Raw genomic sequence first — 18,709 nt, forward strand, 5'->3', positions numbered from 1 at the left:
ACGGAGCGATTGTATGACTGAAAAAATTGAACTTCAATTAAAACAGCTGAACAGCAAAGCTTATCAAACAAAGCGGAAACATATTGAGGACGCCATGTTTGACGACATTAAAAAGTCGGAAAACTTTATCAATAATTTTCAGAAAATCGTAGCACTTGAAAAGCCTTCTTTCTTGGAAAACGACGAATTTGGTTTTAACAGAAGCACTGATTTGACCATCCCACCCTATGGCGGCAATGTTACGCCGAATTATTACCGCATTATCTCCCAGGGCTTTGATGCGGTTTTAGACCAAATTGGAAAAGCGGTTGCCAAAACTACAGATGCGGAGAAAAAAGCCTACGGCAAAAACATGGCAAAATGTATTCATTTGTGTCTGGAATTTTGCAGTCAATACAAAACAGCTGCCAAAGCAAGCGGCAATTTAAAGCTGTATGGCGCTTTAAAAAAGGTTCCTCACAAAGGGGCAGAATCGTTTTATGAGGCCTGTGTGTTTCTAAAAATCTGCATTTATTTCTTGCGGATTTCTTTTGTCGACCACTTAGGCCTGGGGCGTTTTGACCAATATATGTATCCGTTTTATCTGCATGACAAAGCTTGCGGTGTGCAGGATAATGAGATTTTTGAAACCTTAGAATCTTTTTTCATTGCGATAAACCGGGATACTGACCTTTACTCCGGCGTGCAGCAGGGGGACAACGGACAAAGCCTGGTGCTGGGCGGCTTTGATAAGGCTGGAAACAGCCAATTTAACGAATTGTCGCAAATGTGTATGCAAGCCTCTTTAGAATTAAATCTGATTGACCCAAAAATTAATTTACGGGTTGGCAAAAACACGCCGGACGAAATTTTTGAGTTTGCCACCTTGCTCACCAAGCAGGGGTTAGGGTTTCCGCAATACTGCAACGACGACGTTGTCATTCCCGGCCTTTTAAAGCTGGGATATGAGCATGAAGACGCTGTAAACTATGTGGTAGCCGCGTGTTGGGAATTTATTATACCGAATTGCGGGGCCGATGTTCCAAACATTCAAACAATGGACTTTCCGGCCGTTGTGAATCGGGCAGTTGTTGCAAAGCTGACAGAGTGTAAACATTTTGATGAACTGATGGACTGTGTAAAAAAAGAGATTGAGATTGAATGTGGCATGTTAATTCATTCACGCCGGGAACAAAAAGTTGTTAAGCGTCCGCTTCTGTCCATTTTTATCGACGGCTGTATCGAATGTCTTGCTGATATGTATGACGGCGGGGCAAAATATCATAATTTTGGCTGTCATGGCGCCGGAATTGCTAATGCCGCCGACGCTTTGGCTGCGGTGAAAAAGAATGTTTTTGACGAGAAGACGATTGAAAAATCGGAGCTTTTAAACGCATTGGCAAATAATTTTCGTGGCCATGACGAGCTTCGTAATCAACTTAGAAATAGCCCTAAAATGGGAAACAACGACGACTATGTCGACAGCATTGCCTGTGACTTAATGGACTGTTTCTCCAATCACTTAAACAACAAGAAAAATGGACACGGCGGAGTTTGGAGGGCAGGCACAGGAAGTGCAATGGAATATATCTGGAAAGGGGAAAAGTGTCCCGCCACCGCTGACGGCAGGAAGGCGAAAGAGGCCTATTCTTCAAGTTTTTCCCCCGCGCTGGATGCGAAAACGGCGGGTGTTCTGTCGGTAATGCAGTCCTTTACCAAGTATCCTTTATGCAATATTGTGAACGGCGGGCCGCTGACCATTGAAATACACGACACCGTTTTAAGAAATGACGTTGGCATCAAAAAGGTTGCAATGCTTGTGAAAAGCTATATCCTTTTGGGCGGCCACCAGCTGCAGCTTAATTCCATCAACAGGGAACGTCTGCTCGACGCCCAAAAGCACCCGGAGAACTATCCGAACCTAATTGTGCGCGTCTGGGGCTGGAGCGGTTATTTTAACGAGCTGGATTTAAGCTATCAAAACCATATTATTCGGCGCACAGAATATGGCAGTTAACGTTTTCTACTAAACAAAAAGGGGTGCGGCAAAATTTGCCGCACCCCTTATCTATCACGTTTTTATCGAATTCCTTTTTATGATCAAAAGAACGGCAAAGCTCTTCGTTATGCTCGATCTTTAATGGGAACATAATCTCCCGCTCCGCAAACGCTTTTATATGCCGGGCGGATAATTCTGCCGCCATACATCACTTCTTCAATTCTATGGGCGCACCAACCCGCCATTCTCGAGATTGCAAACATGGGAGTGTAAAGCTCCGGTGGAATGTTTAAGCACTTGTAAACAAAGCCAGAATACAAATCCACGTTGGCGCACATGTGCTTTTTCCCTTTTTTCTCCGCAAAAATCTCCGGGGTGAGCTCTTCAATCAGGCTGTAGAGCTTAAATTCCTTCATGTTTCCCGTAACGTCTGCAAGTTCCTCCGCTTTTTTCTTCAGCTGAACGGTTCTGGGGTCAGACTTTGTGTAAATGGCATGGCCCATACCGTAAATCAGGCCGGAATGGTCAAATCCGTCTTTGTCCAACAGCTTTGCAATGTGGTTTGCCACAGCGTCGCGGTCGTTCATATCGTCTACATTGGCCTTAAAGTCTTCAATCATTGCCATAACCTTGCGGTTTGCACCGCCGTGTTTTGGACCCTTCAGCGAACCAATCGCCGCGGCAATGGCCGAATACGTATCCGAGCCAGTTGAAGAAACCACCCGGGTCGTAAAGGCCGAATTGTTGCCGCCGCCATGCTCTGCGTGCAGAATCATGGCCAAGTCTAAAACCTTTGCTTCCAAATCGGTATATTGATTGTCCGGCCGGATCATATATAGGAAGTTTTCCGCCATGGAAAGCTCCGGCTGGGGGTTGTGGATATACAGACTTTTACCGTCAAAGTAATGAGCCTTTGCCTGATAGGCATAGGCCACCATGGTGGGAACTCTGGAAAACAGCAGAATGGACTGACGGATGATGTTATATAAATCGGTGGAGTCTGGGTTGTTGTCGTAGGAATACATGGAGAGAACAGACCTTGCAAGCTTGTTCATAATGTCATTACTGGGGGTTTTCATAATCATGTCTTCGCGGAAACCAAAGGGAAGCGGGCGCATTGCGCCGACCAACGCTTTAAAATCGTCCAGCTCCTTTTGCGTAGGCAGTTTTCCGAACAACAGAAGGTAACAAACCTCCTCATAACCAAACCGGTTTTCTTTTTCGCAGGCCATTACAATGTCAGTGACGTCAACACCGCGGTAGCTGAGCTTTCCGTCATCAGGAATCATTTCGTCCTCATACATGATGTAGCCGTGCACCTGGCCCACATTGGTGAGACCTGCCAAAACACCTGTGCCGTCGCTGTTTCTCAGGCCGCGTTTCACCTTATAATTGTCATAGTAGCCGGGTTCAATTTGTGTGTTCTGTTCAATCACACTGCACCACTGCTCCAGCGCGCTTTTTAAATATTCCTTGTTTTCGCCTTCCATGGCTTCACCTGCTTTGCATAATTTTTCTCTAAGCTTCTGCGGAATATTATACCTTATTTTTATAATAAAGTCAATAGATTTTGTTTTGTTTTATATGTTTCATTTCATTTTAGACAGATTGTTCTTTTATTTTCTCGGTTCAAGCACTAATTTTTGCAATTTTCATTTTTGTTTATTTCATTTTTGTGAAAATCCAGCAGTACAGTGCCAAAATTTTTTTCGCCAAATTTTCTTAAAAACGGTTGACAGGCTTTACGTTTCATATTATTATATTAAGTAACTATTTGAAAAGATACAAGAGAAGTTGTTGTCATATGCCCGCGTATGGCAGCGCAGCAAACATTCATTTTAAGTGGGCAGAAAGGCTATGTTAGTTTATGAGAATGTCAGAATTGTTTTTAAGCACGCTCCGGGAGGTTCCTGCCGAGGCGGAAACCATCAGCCATCAGCTGATGCTTCGGGCGGGAATTATCAGAAAGCTTGCGGCCGGGGTATATTCCTATCTGCCGCTGGGTTACCGTGTGCTTAGAAAAGTTGAAAATATTGTTCGCGAAGAGATGGACAGCGCCGGCGCCCAGGAGCTTTTAATGTCTGCCCTGCTTCCGGCGGAATCCTATCAGGCTTCAGGACGGTGGGACGTGTTCGGCGCCAATATGTTTCGTTTAAAAGACCGCAACAGCCGCGACTTTTGCTTAGGCCCCACCCATGAAGAAATTTTTACAGACACGGTGAAATCCTGCTTAAAATCCTACCGTCAGCTTCCTGTTACCCTATATCAGATTCAAAATAAATACAGGGACGAAAGCCGTCCTCGTTTTGGCATTATCCGTTCCCGGGAATTTGTGATGAAAGACGCTTATAGCTTTGACCGCACTTGGGAGGGGTTGGACGAATCCTACGACAAGATGTATCACGCTTACTGCAAGATTTTCGACCGTTTGGGACTTGACTATATCGTTGTTGATGCAGACTCCGGCGCCATGGGCGGTTCCGGCTCGCAGGAATTTATGGTAAAATCTGAAGTGGGTGAAGACACCATTTGTCATTGTCCTGCATGCCAGTATGCGGCAAATGTTGAAAAGGCGGAATGCATTGCGGTTGAGTTAGAAAAGGAAAGCGCACTTCCCCGCGAAAAGATTCATACCCCTAACGTAAAAACCATTGATGAGCTTGTGAACTTTTTGAACACAGACAGCTCAAAATTTGTTAAAACCTTAATTTATTCCGGCGGCGGAAAAACAGTTGCCGTAATGGTTCGCGGCGACCGTGAAGTGAACGAAGTGAAGCTTGCAAACCATTTAGGTGTTAGCTGCGATGACTTAGAGCTTGCCGCACCAAACGTTGTTTGTGAGGTAACCGGCGCTGACGTTGGGTTTGCAGGCCCCATCGGGCTTAAAATTCCTGTCGTGATGGACAAAGAAGTTTCGTTTATGTCTAACTTTATTGTTGGCGCAAATGAAACGGACTATCATTATATTAATGTAAATACAGAGGATTTTGAAGCCGAGGTTACTGACGTGCGCACCATTGAGCCCGGTGATCCCTGTCCGAAATGCGGAAAGCCTATTGTTACCACACAGGGCATTGAAGTGGGCCATATCTTTAAATTAGGCACAAAATATACGGATGCGTTAGACTGCACATACTTAGATGAAAACGGCACACCGCAGACCATTATCATGGGCTGTTACGGCATTGGCGTGAGCCGCACCATTGCAGCTGCCATTGAACAGCTCAGCGACGAAAACGGCATTGTGTGGCCGCTGGCCATTGCACCTTATCAGGCTATCGTGGTTCCGGTGAATGTAAAAGACGAAACCCAGGCAAAGCTTGCGGAAGAAATCTATGAACAGTTAAAAGAAAACAGCATTGAAGTTTTAATTGACGATCGCCAGGAACGTGCCGGCGTGAAATTTAAAGATGCAGATTTAATTGGAATTCCGGTGAGAATTACTGTAGGCAAAAAAGCGGCTGACGGAATTTGCGAGTTTAAATTCAGAAGCGGCGGCGATGCTGAAGATGTAAGCGCAGACGAAGCAGTTTCCAAAACAATCGCATATATTAAGGAAAACTTATTATAATAAAAAGGAGTAAAGCAATGAAAAAAATTGTATTTTTATCAATAACACTCTTGCTTGCAGTTGGGCTTTTTTCCGCCTGCGGCTGTGCCAAAAAAGATAATAACAGTCAAAGCAGCGCTGCGCCCAGCCAGTCTGCGGCTGCGTCAACTTCACCCGAAAGCAGCCCGTCTGCATCTGCTGCCCCGGACAACAGCAATAATACAGCACCCGGCGACAGCGTTCAGGAAAACGACCTTCCCGCTGTTTCAGAAAACAAAGAAGTGGTAAAAGAAGAAAATGCGCCGAAGGTGTTTATGATTCAGAACGCAGAGTCTAACGTGGACAAGCTGACCTATCATTTAGAAAACTGCAAGCTGTTAGAGGGAAAAGAAACAAATGAAGTTTCGTGGGAATACATCAAAATGGTGGGATTCTGGCAGTGCCCGGAATGTAACCCGCCGCGGTATGAAGATTATGCTAATGCGCAATAACGGCGCGTTATTTGGATTTGGAAAGGTGAAGGTGAAGCTTTGAAACGGATTGTCACAGCAATTTGTGTCCTGCTTCTTGCCGTGCCGCTTGCCTGTTCCTGCGCGCAAAATAACAGCGCAGGAACAGGGGCCGGCGAGGGCAGAAACTCAACCGAAGCCGCGGCAAAAGCGGAGGCTTGGGTAGACAACGACATTTTAGACCTGTGCATTTATAATACCGACACGTTAAATCCGCTTACGACCTCGGTGAAACACAACGCCGAGGTCCTATCTTTCATGTACGACAGTTTATACACCGCCCAGTCGGACTTTTCCGCTGCTGCAAACCTTGCGGAAAATGCTTCTGTGTCTCCAGACGGTTTGACCTATACGGTACAAATCCGCAGCGGAGTTCAGTTTTCCAACGGCGAAACGCTTACAGCTAATGATGTAGCCGCATCAATTAACACAATTATTGCGTCAAACGGGTATTATAAAAACCGGCTTACTATGATTAAAGGAGCGGCGGCGAAGGGAAACCGTGTAGAAATTTATTTAAAAAAACCCACAGCAAATTTAAACGTGCTGCTGGACTTTCCCATTATGCCCAAAGGCGGTAAAGAGGAACACGCAAAAAGTGAAAATAACGACGTTTTGAGCTCCGTAATTCCCGGCAGCGGCATCTATCAGCTTTCAGAATATCAGTTAAACAAGGAGATACGGCTCAAAGTGAACCGCAGCCATCACAGCGGCACCTTGCCGTATATTGAAACTGTTGTCATTCACATGGCCGCTGACCGCGAAACGGCAGTCAGCATGCTGGAAAACAGCAGAATTGACATGCTTACCGGATATGCGGCAGACATTGAAACCTACACCCCCAGAAAAAAGCTAAATTATAAAACCTACAACGGCTGCAGGTTTGTTTTTTTGGGCATGAACACAAAAGAAAAGGAAGCCAACACACCCAAGGTGCGCAGCGCCGTTTCTGCCGCCATTCACCGGGAGGACATTTTATCCGCCGGAAACGTAAACGCCGTTATTTCGTCCCTGCCCGTTCACCCCGGAGACTATCTCTACAGTTCGGATACCGACCTCTACGGCATTAATCAATCCGGGGCAGGCGGGCTGCTTGCGGCCGAGGGCTGGGCTGATACAGACAGCAACGGAATTTTGGATAAAACGGTTTTGTCGAAAAAATATGAGCTATCATTTGAACTGCTTGTGAGCGCTGACAGTCCCACAAAAACGCTGATTGCCGAAAGTGTTCGAAAAAGCCTGTCCGCACTGGGAATTAACATAAAAATTCGTTCCCTGCCCTATGCAGCCTATCAATCAAAAATTTCATCGGGTGATTATGAGTTGTTTCTTGGTGAATCAGAACTTTTGCCCAACTTTGATTTTGACGACATTTTAACGCTTTCAAAGCTGAGCCAGACAGACAGCGCACTGTCAGACGAAATAAAAGACGCACAAAATGCAACAGATTCTATGACCCAAAAAGAAAACTATTCACAAATTTTAAGCCTTTACAGCGCCCAGCGGCCTGTGGCCGGGCTTTATTTTAAAAATGAGGTTTTGCTGTGTGATGAACGGATTAAAGCAGAAAACATTTTAACCCTAAATCCATACAAAAGCGTTCATACCTGGTCAATTACAGATTAAAAAATTCCCCAAACAATTGTTTGGGGAATTTTTGTTTTAGTAAAAAGGGACTTATCCGTATTTGTATAATGGTATATAATATATCAGGGAACGAGAGAGAGGCGGACAAATCCCTTAAAACACAATCTTTATTGATTCTTTACTTGTATTTTACACTAAAAACAACTTGCGTGCAATACATTTCTTGCGTTTTTCAACATTATTTTTATACAAATCTTGTGTTGACAAATGGTTTTTGTCCTGATATACTAAGGTAAAAGTAATATTTATTGCGCAGGAGGTGTTTTCCCTTGGAAATTTTTACCGAGGATTTGCTGGAAGATACTACCAGCTTGTTTGCCGTTGAAGAGCAAATTTACGACGGCGAGGTCAACATGATGTTTTACCATCATCACAACCACTATGAAATCATGTATATGACCCACGACAAACGGCTGATGTGCATCGGCGACAGGAAGTATGAGCTGAACCAGAACAACGTGGCGCTGCTTCCGCCCTATCTTGCGCATAAGGCCACCGGAATCGGATCCCTTACCAAACGCAGGATTTTAATTAATTTTAAGAAAGAATTTATTTCCGACATGCTGCCGGACGATTCCCTGTTCAGCATTTTCAATATGGAAACCCATGTGTTTGAATTTGACAATGAAACGCGGGAAAAAATCCGTAAATATTTTGAAGACATTCTCCAGATTTATTTATACGACAATTTTTATAAGGACTATCACTTAAAACTGAAGCTCTGCGAGTTGATTCTGCTCATCAACAAAAAGGGCGTAGGCGAAGAAATTGTTAAAATTGATGATGACATTGCCAAAAAATTTACTTCCATTGCGCATTTTATCAACAACAACTGCCACAGCAAAATCACATTGGATATGATTTCATCAACCTTTGATATAGACAAATATCAGCTTTCCAGACAGTTTAAGGACTATTTAGGCGCCTCCTTTGTCACCTATGTGAACACCGTTAGAATTACCAGAGCCAGAAGAATGATGCTGAATGGGTTAAACAATGTTACCGAAATTGCGTTTACCAACGGCTTTGATTCCCCGACACATTTTTCACGTGTTTTTAAAAATATGACGGGCAAAACGCCAAAACAATATATGAAAGAACTCCACGCCGTAATGCCTAAGGAATAGAGAAAATTTCTATATTCTTCTTACATATCTACATTGACTTTTGCGCTGGATTATAGTATAATAATTACGATGTGATTTATTGACTTTGTGTTACATAAGAAAGGATTGTAAATAAAATGATGAAAAAGAAGGTTCATTCATTTTTTAGTCTGTTTTTAGCAGTTTGTCTGCTTACCTGCGCATTTTCAGCTTTTGCAGCCGACAATGTGCTGGGCGGCAATATAACCTGGAAGGTTGACGGTTCCGTGCTCTATTTAGAGGGCAGCGGCGATATGACCTTGACGTATGAATATCTTACGGACATTCCCTGGTATGAAGAAAGAAACAATATTGACACCATAGTAATCGGCGACGGGATTACGTCGCTTGCGGAAGGCGCGTTTACCGCGTTTCGTAAATTGAAAACGGTTGAATTTCCTTCTTCTATGACCACAATTGGCTCCAGCGCATTTTTATCCTGCGAGGGATTAGAAAGCATTGTGTTGTCAGACCGTATAACACGGGTGGAAGGCGGCGCTTTTGTGGGCTGCGAAGCTTTAAAAACCATTACCGTGCCTGGAAGCGTTTATTATATCAGCAGCGACGCGTTTTATAACTGTTTCGATTTAACAATTGTCGGCATTCCCGGCTCTTACGCCGAAACCTTTTCCAAAGAACATGATATTCCGTTTGACGGCTCTCTTCCTGCTCCGGAAGAAATTATGGTGAGCGTTAACAGATCGCTTTTAACATTCGACCAGCCTCCGGTAATTGTGAACGACAGAACGCTGGTTCCCCTGCGTGCAATCTTTGAGGCGTTGGGCGCGGTTGTTGACTGGGAGCCCACAACAAGAACGGTTACGGCGCGCCGGGACGATATTAACATCTCTTTGGTGGTCGACACGAATATCATTAAGAAAAACGGCGCAGACATTGAAATTGATGTTCCCGCGCAGATTGTAGGAGACAGAACCATGGTGCCAGTACGTGCAATTTCGGAATCTTTGGGCGCCAGCGTCGATTGGGACCCGGCAACCAGAACCGTTTTGATCGACGACTAATATATTTACATCAGGTTTTTATGGACAACCAATATATTCATTAATAAAACAACGGAGGTAGTATTTATGTCTAAAAGCGAATTAATCGGCGGTTATCCGGTAATCGGAATACGTCCGGCAATCGACGGCAGACGCGGCCCCATGAAGCTGCGCGAAAGCCTTGAAGACCAGACAATGGCGCTTGCCATGGCCGCAAAAAAACTTTTTGAAGAAAATCTTTGTTATTCAAACGGCGAGCCCGTTAAGGTTATTGTAGCTGATTCTACCATCGGCCGCGCCCCTGAATCTGCTGCTTGCGCAGAAAAATTCCGCAAGGCCGGGGTTGATATTACATTAACCGTTGCTGCTTGCTGGTGCTATGGATCTGAAACCATGGATATGGATCCCATGACGATTAAAGGCGTTTGGGGCTTTAACGGCACTGAACGGCCGGGTGCGGTTTATCTTGCTTCTGTTCTTGCAACCCACGCGCAAAAAGGCCTTCCTGCATTCGGCATTTACGGCCATGAAGTGCAGGACAGGGATGATGTTACAAACATTCCCGAAGACGTAAAAGAAAAGCTTCTCAGATTTGGCCGTGCCGCAGTGGCTGCTGCTACAATGCGCGGTAAATCCTATCTGCAAATTGGTTCCGTTTGTATGGGTATCGGCGGTTCCATTATGGATCAGGCGTTTATGGAAGAATATTTAGGTCTTCGTGTGGAGTCAGTTGACGAGGTAGAAATTCTCCGCCGCATGGAAGAGGGCATTTACAATAAAGAAGAGTATGAAAAAGCCCTGGCCTGGACACGTGAAAATTGTAAAGAAGGCCGGGATGACAACCCGGATTTTGTAAAATTTAGCCGCGAAGAAAAAGACAAGCAGTGGGAATTTACCATTAAAATGTACTGCATCATCAAAGATTTGATGAAGGGCAACCCGAACCTTCCCGAAGGCTTTGAGGAAGAAATGGTTGGCCACAATGCAATTTGTGCCGGATTCCAGGGACAGCGCCAGTGGACAGACCATTGGCCTAACTGCGACTATCCGGAAGCCGTTTTAAACTCTTCTTTTGACTTTGAAGGTAAAAAAGAACCTATGATTTTAGCCACCGAAAACGATGTGTTAAATGGTTTGGGAATGTTGTTCTGCAAACTTCTCACAAACCGTGCGCAGATTTTTGCCGATGTTCGTACATTCTGGTCTCCGGAAGCAACAAAGCGCGTTACCGGTTATGATTTGGAAGGACATGCAAAAGAAAACGGCGGCATTATCCACCTGCTAAACTCTGGTGCTGCCTGCCTTGACGCCTGCGGCGAATGCACAGACGAGAACGGCAACGCCATTATGAAAAAATGGTGGGAAGTTACCGATGAAGATATTAAGAAGATGACCGACGCAACCGTTTGGTGTGAAGCAGGCTTTGATAACTTCCGTGGCGGCGGCTTCTCTTCTCACTTTACAACAAGAGCGGAAATGCCTGTTACTATGATCCGACTCAATCTGGTAAAGGGCCTTGGACCCATGCTTCAGATTGCAGAAGGCTGGACAGTTAACCTTCCTGATGAAGTTTCCGACACGCTTATGGAACGCACAAATCCCACATGGCCGTGCACATGGTTTGCTCCGCGCTGCGACGGCAAAGAAGGCAGCCCATTTAAAACAGCTTATGATGTTATGAACAACTGGGGCGCGAACCACGGTGCAATTTCTTACGGACATATTGGCGCAGACCTTATCACACTTTGCTCCATGCTCCGTATTCCGGTTAGCATGCACAACGTGCCGGGCGACAAAATTTTCCGTCCTACCGCTTGGAATGCATTTGGTATGGACAAAGAAGGTGCAGACTACAGAGCCTGCGCAGCCTATGGCCCGATGTATAAAAATATCAGATAATTATTTGCATTTGAAAAGGGACGCCAAAACAGGCGTCCCTTATTTTTTGTTTTATTTCATAAAGATATAAAGACCAATTGCATTAATTGCCAGGTTTGCCGCGGCATGGATTATATAGGAACCAAAAATGCTGCCGCATTTGTCCGTGACATAGTTAAATATCAGCCCACCGGCAAAAAGGCCCGCCATGCAAAGGAAAAATATTGGCAGCGTAAACCAGTTCATAATCATAGTGACATGATAAAGCGCAAACAAAACGGCAGAAAACAGATATGCATACTGCTTTGTGCCAATCTTTAAACCACCACGGAACACAAACCCGCGGAAAAAAAATTCTTCAAAAAATGCGTTTACAAAAATGATATTTAAAAACACTGCAGGAAAATTGCTTTTTGTAATGCCCTCATTTTTTAGTGATCCTAAAATCATCTGGTCGTCAAAAAATTGTCTTAAAAGAAAATATCCCGTTAGAATAATTATAATTATACCCGCACCTACTGCAAAGGATAGGGCCATCATTTTTTTGCTTTTCACGGTTCCGAGATAACCTTTTACATTCGTATGCTTTTTCTTTCCAAAAATAAGCGGTACAGCCAAAAACAGCGCGATTTTCAGCAATGTAGTATAAACATAGCCGTTTAGCGGCGTCAGCAGCAACAAACCGTATAACACACACACGGACAAAGATAACGCCGCGTGTGTGACCAATCCTTTTCTGTTTTCCATGTAGCGTCTCCTTCGTATTTTTAAAAGCATTTTATCTTAAAATTGTTTATTTGTCAATGGCAAAAAGCGCGCAGGCAAACCTGCACGCTTAATTTTAAAGTTCTTCTTGTGTTTCCACATCTTTCACCGCTTCTAATTTGCTGACAGAAACCTCATATGCTGTTTTGGTTACGGTTTCATCTTCAGAAACCCGTTTTTGATATTCACGGGACTGCATCCGTCCCCAAATTTTGATATTTGCACCAACGGCAAGGGTGTTTACAAACTTTGCGTTTCTGCCCCAGGCAATGCAGGGGATATAATCCGATTTATTATAGGCGCGGTTAACCGCAACCAATATGTCTGCAATTTCCCTGCCAAACGGTGTAACCCTGTAGACCACCGGCTTACATATGTATCCGTTTAAATAAATTTCGTTTTCACATTTTTCGCAGTCGTCCGAAATGCGCAAATCCCGTGCAAAAAGGGTTAAAATCAGCTTGCTGCCTTCCCCGCTGTAATTATTGTAAGAACGAAACTGTCCGGTAACCTCCACCTTTGTCCCCGCCGGTATTTCAACATCTGCCAAAATCCGTTCAGAAATGGTAACAACGATTGTATCTTTATTTTCCGACAGCCTGTCGGACATTATGATAAACCTGTAAAAGCCCTCGGTGTGCACCTCGTGACTGAATTCTAAATCACTTGCCACATACCCCACAATTCTTGCTTCATTATCCTCCGCGCAATTTAACATACCGTATTTCTCCCTTCAAGTATTGATGTACGGTACATTATATGGGCAGATGATTCATTTAGAACAAAAAATTTTCGTTTTGTTCTTATTCATTTGCAATTTTCACCAGCTCATAAAGCTTGTTGAGCGCTTCTATAGGGGTTAGAGTGGTCACATCAAGGCCGGAAAGCTCTTCCGCTAAACGGTTATTCTTAATGTCGGTAAAACCAATTTGAAAGTCTGTGTTTTCCTCCTGTGGCTGCTTGGAAACGCCGCTTACGTCGGCTTCCTTCGCGTCAATTTTTGCTAAAATTTCTTTTGCACGGGAAACCACCTCTTTTGGCAGACCCGCTAAGGCGCTGACTTCAATTCCATAACTTTCATCCGCTCCGCCTTTCACAATCCTCCTTAAAAAGATGATGTCGTCTCCCCGCTTTTTGCAGGCAATACAATAGTTTTTCACGCCATCTAGCTTGTTTTCCAGCTCCGTCAGTTCATGATAGTGTGTGGCAAACAGCGTGCGTGCGCCGATTTTTTTCTTGTTCGCAATATACTCTGAAACCGCCCAAGCAATCGACAATCCGTCGTAGGTGCTGGTTCCCCGGCCAATTTCGTCTAACACCAGCAGGCTCCGTTTTGTTGCGTGCTTTAAAATTTGCGCCACCTCGGTCATCTCCACCATAAAGGTACTCTGCCCTGCAGACAAGTCGTCCGACGCGCCAACACGGGTAAAAATTTTGTCGCACACGCCAATGCGGCAGCTCTCTGCCGGAACAAAACTTCCAATTTGCGCCATCAGCACAATCACCGCCACCTGGCGCATATAGGTAGACTTTCCCGCCATGTTGGGGCCGGTTATAATTAACATCCGGTTGTCGCCGCAGTCTAACGACGTGTCGTTGGGCACAAAAAGCGCATCGTCCAGCATTTTTTCCACCACTGGGTGCCTGCCGCCTTTAATTTCAATTTTATCCGAAGCGTCAACACAGGGCATCGTGTAGCCGTTTTTCACTGCCACCTCAGAAAGCGAACAAATCACATCAAGATGTGCAACAACTGAGGCCGATGTCTGAATTCTTGCCGCCGCCTCGGCTACCTTGTCGCGAATACCGCAAAACAGCTCATATTCCCTTGCTTTTAAAAATTCCGAAGCGCCCAAAACTTTTGTTTCTAATTCTTTCAGTTCCTCTGTGATATACCGCTCTCCATTTGTGAGCGTCTGTTTTCTGATATACCTGTCCGGCACGCTGTCCCGGTAGGATTTTGAAACCTCTATGTAATAGCCGAACACCCGGTTATAGCCCGTACGCAGGGTTTTAATGCCGGTGAGTTCCTTTTCCCGCGCTTCAATTTTCGCAATTTCCGACTGCCCATTTTCCGCCAGATTACGAAATTCGTCTACCTGGCTGTCGTAACCCGTTTTAATAATTCCGCCGTCTTTTAGCGAAATCGGCGTGTCCTCCTCTGTTATAGCGGCGTCTATCAGCTCTGCAATGTCCTCTAACGTATCAATCCGTTCATACATCTGGCGGAACAGCGGCGCTTTCAGACCAGACAGCAAAAACTCCACCTGTGGCAGGTTTTGCAGCGACTGTTTTAAAGAAATCATTTCTTTTGGCGACGCACTTTTGCAGGAGATTTTTCCCAGCAGACGCTCAATGTCGTAAATCCCTTCCAAAACCTCCATTGCCTGCTCCCTTTTATCTGTAGCCTCAAACAGCTCCGACACAGCATAATGCCGTTTTGCAATTTGTGCACAGTCAATCAGAGGCTTTTCCACAAAAGAGCGCATCAGCCTGCCGCCCATGGCGGTTTTTGTTTTGTCCAGCACCCACAACAAAGAACCTTTTTTCGCCTTGCTCCGCATGGTTTCGGTAATTTCCAAGTTCCTCCGGGTAAAAATGTCAATGTCCATAAACTCATTTTCACTGTAGGCACTGACGCGCTTTATATGGCCAATCTGCATTTTCTGCGTCTCTTCAAAATGCATTAAAATCATGCCCAGCGCATTTACCGTGAAGTAGTCCTCCGAAAGATGCAGCTCTGACAAGTCGGTGATATGAAACCACTGGTAAATCAAGTGTTCGCAGCTGTCGCGAGTAGGCTCGGCTGAAATCATTTCAAGCGATGCGTTAAACCGGTACCTAAGCTCGTCCCGCAGCTTGGTATTTTTAAAAACCTCGCTGCTTACCACAATTTCGGTGGGGCTATACCGCGCAATTTCGTCAATCAAACGCTGCCGTCCGCTGACGCTGGTAACAAATACCTCGCCTGTGGTTAAATCGGAAAATGCTGCGCCAAAGGTTGTTTTGTGGCCATAAACCGCGCAGAGAAAGTTGTTCTTTTTTTCGTCCAGCATTTTCGAGTTGATCACCGTTCCGGGGGTAACAACACGAATTACATCCCGCTTTACAATCCCCTTGGCCGTGGCAGGATCTTCTAACTGTTCACAAATCGCCACCTTGTAGCCCTTTGCAATCAGCTTATCGATGTAAGCGTCCGCCGCATGATACGGCACGCCGCACATCGGGTTTTTCTCCCCATCCTCCCCTTTGGAACGGCTGGTCAGCGCTATTTCTAATTCTCTTGACGCTAAAATAGCGTCGTCTAAAAACATTTCATAAAAATCACCCATCCGAAAGAACAAAATGGAGTCAGGGTAGTTCTTTTTCACGTCCAAATATTGGCGCATCATTGGTGTCATATAATAACCCCTCCTATTTGTTAGTGGCATCCCCCGCAGGAGCCGCAGTTGCCAGAGCAGCCGCCCTCAGAAGCCAGCTCCTGCTCCTCGCCCTGAATGCAGAACGAAATAATTGAATTTACTTTTTTAATAATATCGTTAAAATTTGACTTTGCTTCTAAATATTCCTTCACGGTTTTGTTTGCCATCAGCTTGTCCATGCTTTTTTTCATCTCGCTCTGAAAAAGCTTTAAGCTCTCCGGCGTCATTCCCGTTTCTTTCGCTTTTACGGTCATTTTCGCCCGCTCCGCTTCATATTCGTTCATCACCCGCTGGGCCTCTTCATCCTCATAAAATATTTTTTCCATCTCGTGGAACACTTTCATTTCTTCGGAATCTGCGATTGCCTGGCCCAAATTCTGTGCCATTTCTAAAATATCGTTCATATCTTTCTGCCTTTCTGTTATAGGTTTAAACACGTTCCCCTGTCAGGGACCATGTGCTTATTTTCGTTATTTTCACGTGAACAAAATCGCCGGCTGAAAGCGCGTCGTCTTTGGGAAAGTTCACAATCTTTCCGCCGCTTGTTCTGCCGCACATCATAGTTTCGTTCGTTTTGCTTAAACCTTCAACCATAATTTCAACGGTCTTTCCGTCATAGGTTTCATTAATTTCCCGGGAAATTTTGTTCTGAACGTCTAACAATTCGTCAAAATGCTTATGCTTTAAATCCTCCGGCACCTGATTTGGCATTTTGGCCGCCGGCGTTCCCTCCCGCTTGGAATAGATAAACGAAAACACGCTGTCAAACCGCACGCGCTTTAACACATCAATCGTTTCGTTAAAATCCTCTTTTGATTCGCCGGGAAACCCAACAATAATGTCGGTGGTAAACACGGCGTTTGGCATTGCCGTCCGAATTCTCTCCACTAAATGGATGTAGCCTTCTTTTGTATAACGCCTGTTCATCTTCTCTAAAATTCTGTCGCTGCCCGCCTGAAATGGCAAATGGATTTGGTCGCACAGCTTTTTCACCTTTGGCAAGGTTTCAATCAGCTTGTCCGTCATGTCCTTCGGGTGGGAAGTCATAAACCGGATCCTGCGTATGCCGGAAACCTTATCTGCCAGCAAGAGCAAATCTGCAAAGTCAACATTTCGGTCTAAATCCTTGCCATAAGAGTTCACGTTTTGACCCAAAAGGGTAATTTCTTTCACACCGTTTTGTGCTAAGCTTTTAATTTCCTCTAAAATTTTCTCCGGCTCGCGGCTCCTCTCCCTGCCCCGCACATAAGGCACAATGCAGTATGAGCAAAAGTTGTTGCAGCCATACATAATTGAAACCCATGCGCTGGCGGTGTTTTCCCTGTATACGGGAATGTCCTCGGCAATTCTTCCCTCGCTGTCAATCAGGCTAATCACACGCTCATTTTTGCACACGGCTTTATATAGAATTTCGGGGAACTGGTACAGCGAGTGTGTTCCGAAAATCACCGACACATGCTTATATTTCGACTTCAGCTTTTTCACCATGTGCTCCTGCTGCATCATACATCCACAAATGCCGACAATTAAGTCAGGCCGCCTTGCTTTTAAGTGCTTTAGCGCCCCCACGTTGCCCAAAACGCGCATTTCAGCGCCCTCCCGCACCGCACAAGTGTTAAACAAAATAAAGTCCGCGTCCTCCCGGCTGTCAGTAAAGGCAAAGCCCATTTCAGACAGCATGCCCTTAATGCGCTCGGAATCGTTTTCATTTTGCTGACAGCCATAGGTTTCCACAAGCGCTTTTGGCGTTTTGCCTTTTTCAGCATACAGCCCGCGTACCTGCTGCACAAATTCTTTCTGCCGTTTTAATTCCTCTTCCGAAACGAAAACATCTTTTCTCTGCATCTATGATAAACTCCTTTACTATTTTACGCCATAATTCGTTCCATTATGTAGTAGATCAGCGGCAGTGTCAAAAGACTTAAAAGCGTTGAAAAAAAGATATACTCCGCAGCATATTTTTCGTCGGAGCCCGCTTCCATTGCCACAATAGACGCAACAGTCTGCGCCGGCATTGCAATTTCTAAAACCACTGCGCCAATGGTAACAGGATTTAAGCCAAAATGCACAAACAGCATGCTGACCAGCACTGGCACAATCACCATTTTAATGAGCGCCGGCGCAATCATAGACACGCGCTTGTAAAGGCTTTTAATGTCAATGGTCGCCAGCGTCATGCCGATGAACAGCATGGACATGTAAGTGGTGCAAGAGCCGATTCCGGTAAACGCGTCGTTTAAAACCGGCGGAAGCTTAACGCCGAAAAATAAAAGGGGAATTCCAATTAAAAACGCCACGGTGTTGGGATTAACCAATTTTTTTAAAGCCTGTCTGCCTACCAGCGAACCGCCGGAACGGTTGATTAAATAGACGCCTGCCGTCCAAAAAACAGCGTCGTTCACCATACCGTAAATCACCGCATAAAAAAGACCCTCCGTTCCAAAAACCGCAAGGGCAACAGGATAGCCCAAAAAGCCCACGTTGCCGCTTCCGCTCAAAACCGCATGGAGGGTTTTTGTAGGTTCCTTTAAACGGAAAAGGTTTGCCGTGCCAAGGCCTAAAAAATATAAAACCGTCATCACCACCACGGCGGAAACTGCCGCAACCGCTGCATTCATTGCCGTGTCGCCGCTTAAATCTTTTGACAAAAGCGACGTAATAATCATCAGCGGCAGCGTAACCTTAATAATGATTTTCGACAGCACATTTCGCATATCTGCCGAAAGATATCCTGCTTTAACAGACACAAACCCGATTAAAATTGCAATAAACAGCTTAACAATCGGGTCTATGATCACTGACATATCCATCGTA

General features: G+C 45.0%; 14 protein-coding genes. 7 read left to right on the forward strand and 7 right to left on the reverse strand.

Features of this window, described 5'->3' with window-relative positions; genetic code table 11:
- The first annotated feature begins 13 nt into the window (after positions 1-13).
- The gene (locus H8698_RS06195; RefSeq protein ID WP_249311736.1) at positions 14-1,996 is read left to right on the forward strand and encodes a pyruvate formate lyase family protein; all 1,983 of its coding nucleotides are present in this window, start codon (positions 14-16) and stop codon (positions 1,994-1,996) included.
- Positions 1,997-2,103: 107 nt separating this feature from the next.
- Here H8698_RS06195 and H8698_RS06200 read toward each other — a convergent pair whose 3' ends face one another.
- Positions 2,104-3,468 carry a citrate/2-methylcitrate synthase gene (locus H8698_RS06200; RefSeq protein ID WP_249311737.1) on the reverse strand — a complete coding sequence of 455 codons (1,365 nt, stop codon included), beginning with the start codon at positions 3,466-3,468 and terminating at the stop codon, positions 2,104-2,106.
- Between the two features lie 377 nt (positions 3,469-3,845).
- Between H8698_RS06200 and H8698_RS06205 the strand changes: the two genes are divergently transcribed.
- The 6 genes from H8698_RS06205 (at position 3,846) to H8698_RS06230 (ending at position 11,729) form a co-directional block, all read left to right on the forward strand.
- Positions 3,846-5,549 (forward strand): proline--tRNA ligase, encoded by a 1,704-nt coding sequence (locus H8698_RS06205; protein ID WP_249311738.1) that lies wholly within the window; start codon positions 3,846-3,848, stop codon positions 5,547-5,549.
- Positions 5,550-5,566: 17 nt separating this feature from the next.
- Positions 5,567-6,019 (forward strand): hypothetical protein, encoded by a 453-nt coding sequence (locus tag H8698_RS06210; RefSeq protein WP_249311739.1) that lies wholly within the window; start codon positions 5,567-5,569, stop codon positions 6,017-6,019.
- Positions 6,020-6,058: 39 nt separating this feature from the next.
- On the forward strand, positions 6,059-7,663 hold the full coding sequence (locus H8698_RS06215) for an ABC transporter substrate-binding protein (RefSeq protein WP_249311740.1): 1,605 nt from the start codon (positions 6,059-6,061) through the stop codon (positions 7,661-7,663).
- 290 nt (positions 7,664-7,953) lie between these two features.
- The gene (locus tag H8698_RS06220; RefSeq protein ID WP_249311741.1) at positions 7,954-8,811 is read left to right on the forward strand and encodes an AraC family transcriptional regulator; all 858 of its coding nucleotides are present in this window, start codon (positions 7,954-7,956) and stop codon (positions 8,809-8,811) included.
- A gap of 116 nt (positions 8,812-8,927) precedes the next feature.
- A complete protein-coding gene (locus H8698_RS06225; RefSeq protein WP_249311742.1) occupies positions 8,928-9,851 on the forward strand; it encodes a stalk domain-containing protein in 924 nt (307 codons plus the stop codon).
- A 66-nt stretch (positions 9,852-9,917) separates the two neighbouring features.
- Positions 9,918-11,729 carry an L-fucose isomerase gene (locus H8698_RS06230; RefSeq protein ID WP_249311743.1) on the forward strand — a complete coding sequence of 604 codons (1,812 nt, stop codon included), beginning with the start codon at positions 9,918-9,920 and terminating at the stop codon, positions 11,727-11,729.
- A gap of 51 nt (positions 11,730-11,780) precedes the next feature.
- Here H8698_RS06230 and H8698_RS06235 read toward each other — a convergent pair whose 3' ends face one another.
- From H8698_RS06235 to H8698_RS06260, 6 genes are all read right to left on the reverse strand, one after another.
- Positions 11,781-12,455 carry a CPBP family glutamic-type intramembrane protease gene (locus H8698_RS06235; protein WP_249311744.1) on the reverse strand — a complete coding sequence of 225 codons (675 nt, stop codon included), beginning with the start codon at positions 12,453-12,455 and terminating at the stop codon, positions 11,781-11,783.
- Positions 12,456-12,549: 94 nt separating this feature from the next.
- Positions 12,550-13,191, reverse strand: a complete 642-nt coding sequence (locus H8698_RS06240) for a single-stranded DNA-binding protein (RefSeq protein ID WP_249311745.1) — start codon at positions 13,189-13,191, stop codon at positions 12,550-12,552.
- An 85-nt stretch (positions 13,192-13,276) separates the two neighbouring features.
- Positions 13,277-15,874: a DNA mismatch repair protein MutS gene (gene mutS / locus H8698_RS06245; protein WP_249311746.1), complete on the reverse strand. Its 2,598-nt coding sequence runs from the start codon at positions 15,872-15,874 to the stop codon at positions 13,277-13,279.
- 20 nt (positions 15,875-15,894) lie between these two features.
- Positions 15,895-16,299 carry a YlbF/YmcA family competence regulator gene (locus H8698_RS06250; RefSeq protein ID WP_177680492.1) on the reverse strand — a complete coding sequence of 135 codons (405 nt, stop codon included), beginning with the start codon at positions 16,297-16,299 and terminating at the stop codon, positions 15,895-15,897.
- A gap of 25 nt (positions 16,300-16,324) precedes the next feature.
- Positions 16,325-17,740 carry a tRNA (N6-isopentenyl adenosine(37)-C2)-methylthiotransferase MiaB gene (gene miaB / locus H8698_RS06255; RefSeq protein WP_249311747.1) on the reverse strand — a complete coding sequence of 472 codons (1,416 nt, stop codon included), beginning with the start codon at positions 17,738-17,740 and terminating at the stop codon, positions 16,325-16,327.
- 23 nt (positions 17,741-17,763) lie between these two features.
- On the reverse strand, positions 17,764-18,705 hold the full coding sequence (locus H8698_RS06260) for an AEC family transporter (protein WP_249311748.1): 942 nt from the start codon (positions 18,703-18,705) through the stop codon (positions 17,764-17,766).
- Between the last annotated feature and the right edge of the window lie 4 nt (positions 18,706-18,709).

It is taken from the genome of Congzhengia minquanensis (assembly GCF_014384785.1).
GTDB lineage: Bacteria > Bacillota > Clostridia > UBA1381 > UBA9506 > Congzhengia > Congzhengia minquanensis.

Excerpts from the sequence above, each read along its gene's own strand:
- H8698_RS06250 (WP_177680492.1), bottom strand. The coding sequence starts at position 16,299 with ATGAACGATATTTTAGAAATGGCACAGAATTTGGGCCAGGCAATCGCA.
- H8698_RS06225 (WP_249311742.1), top strand. The coding sequence starts at position 8,928 with ATGATGAAAAAGAAGGTTCATTCATTTTTTAGTCTGTTTTTAGCAGTT.
- H8698_RS06240 (WP_249311745.1), bottom strand. The coding sequence starts at position 13,191 with ATGTTAAATTGCGCGGAGGATAATGAAGCAAGAATTGTGGGGTATGTG.
- H8698_RS06205 (WP_249311738.1), top strand. The coding sequence starts at position 3,846 with ATGAGAATGTCAGAATTGTTTTTAAGCACGCTCCGGGAGGTTCCTGCC.
- H8698_RS06230 (WP_249311743.1), top strand. The coding sequence starts at position 9,918 with ATGTCTAAAAGCGAATTAATCGGCGGTTATCCGGTAATCGGAATACGT.
- H8698_RS06195 (WP_249311736.1), top strand. The coding sequence starts at position 14 with ATGACTGAAAAAATTGAACTTCAATTAAAACAGCTGAACAGCAAAGCT.
- H8698_RS06210 (WP_249311739.1), top strand. The coding sequence starts at position 5,567 with ATGAAAAAAATTGTATTTTTATCAATAACACTCTTGCTTGCAGTTGGG.
- H8698_RS06260 (WP_249311748.1), bottom strand. The coding sequence starts at position 18,705 with ATGGATATGTCAGTGATCATAGACCCGATTGTTAAGCTGTTTATTGCA.
- miaB (WP_249311747.1), bottom strand. The coding sequence starts at position 17,740 with ATGCAGAGAAAAGATGTTTTCGTTTCGGAAGAGGAATTAAAACGGCAG.
- H8698_RS06200 (WP_249311737.1), bottom strand. The coding sequence starts at position 3,468 with ATGGAAGGCGAAAACAAGGAATATTTAAAAAGCGCGCTGGAGCAGTGG.
- H8698_RS06235 (WP_249311744.1), bottom strand. The coding sequence starts at position 12,455 with ATGGAAAACAGAAAAGGATTGGTCACACACGCGGCGTTATCTTTGTCC.
- mutS (WP_249311746.1), bottom strand. The coding sequence starts at position 15,874 with ATGACACCAATGATGCGCCAATATTTGGACGTGAAAAAGAACTACCCT.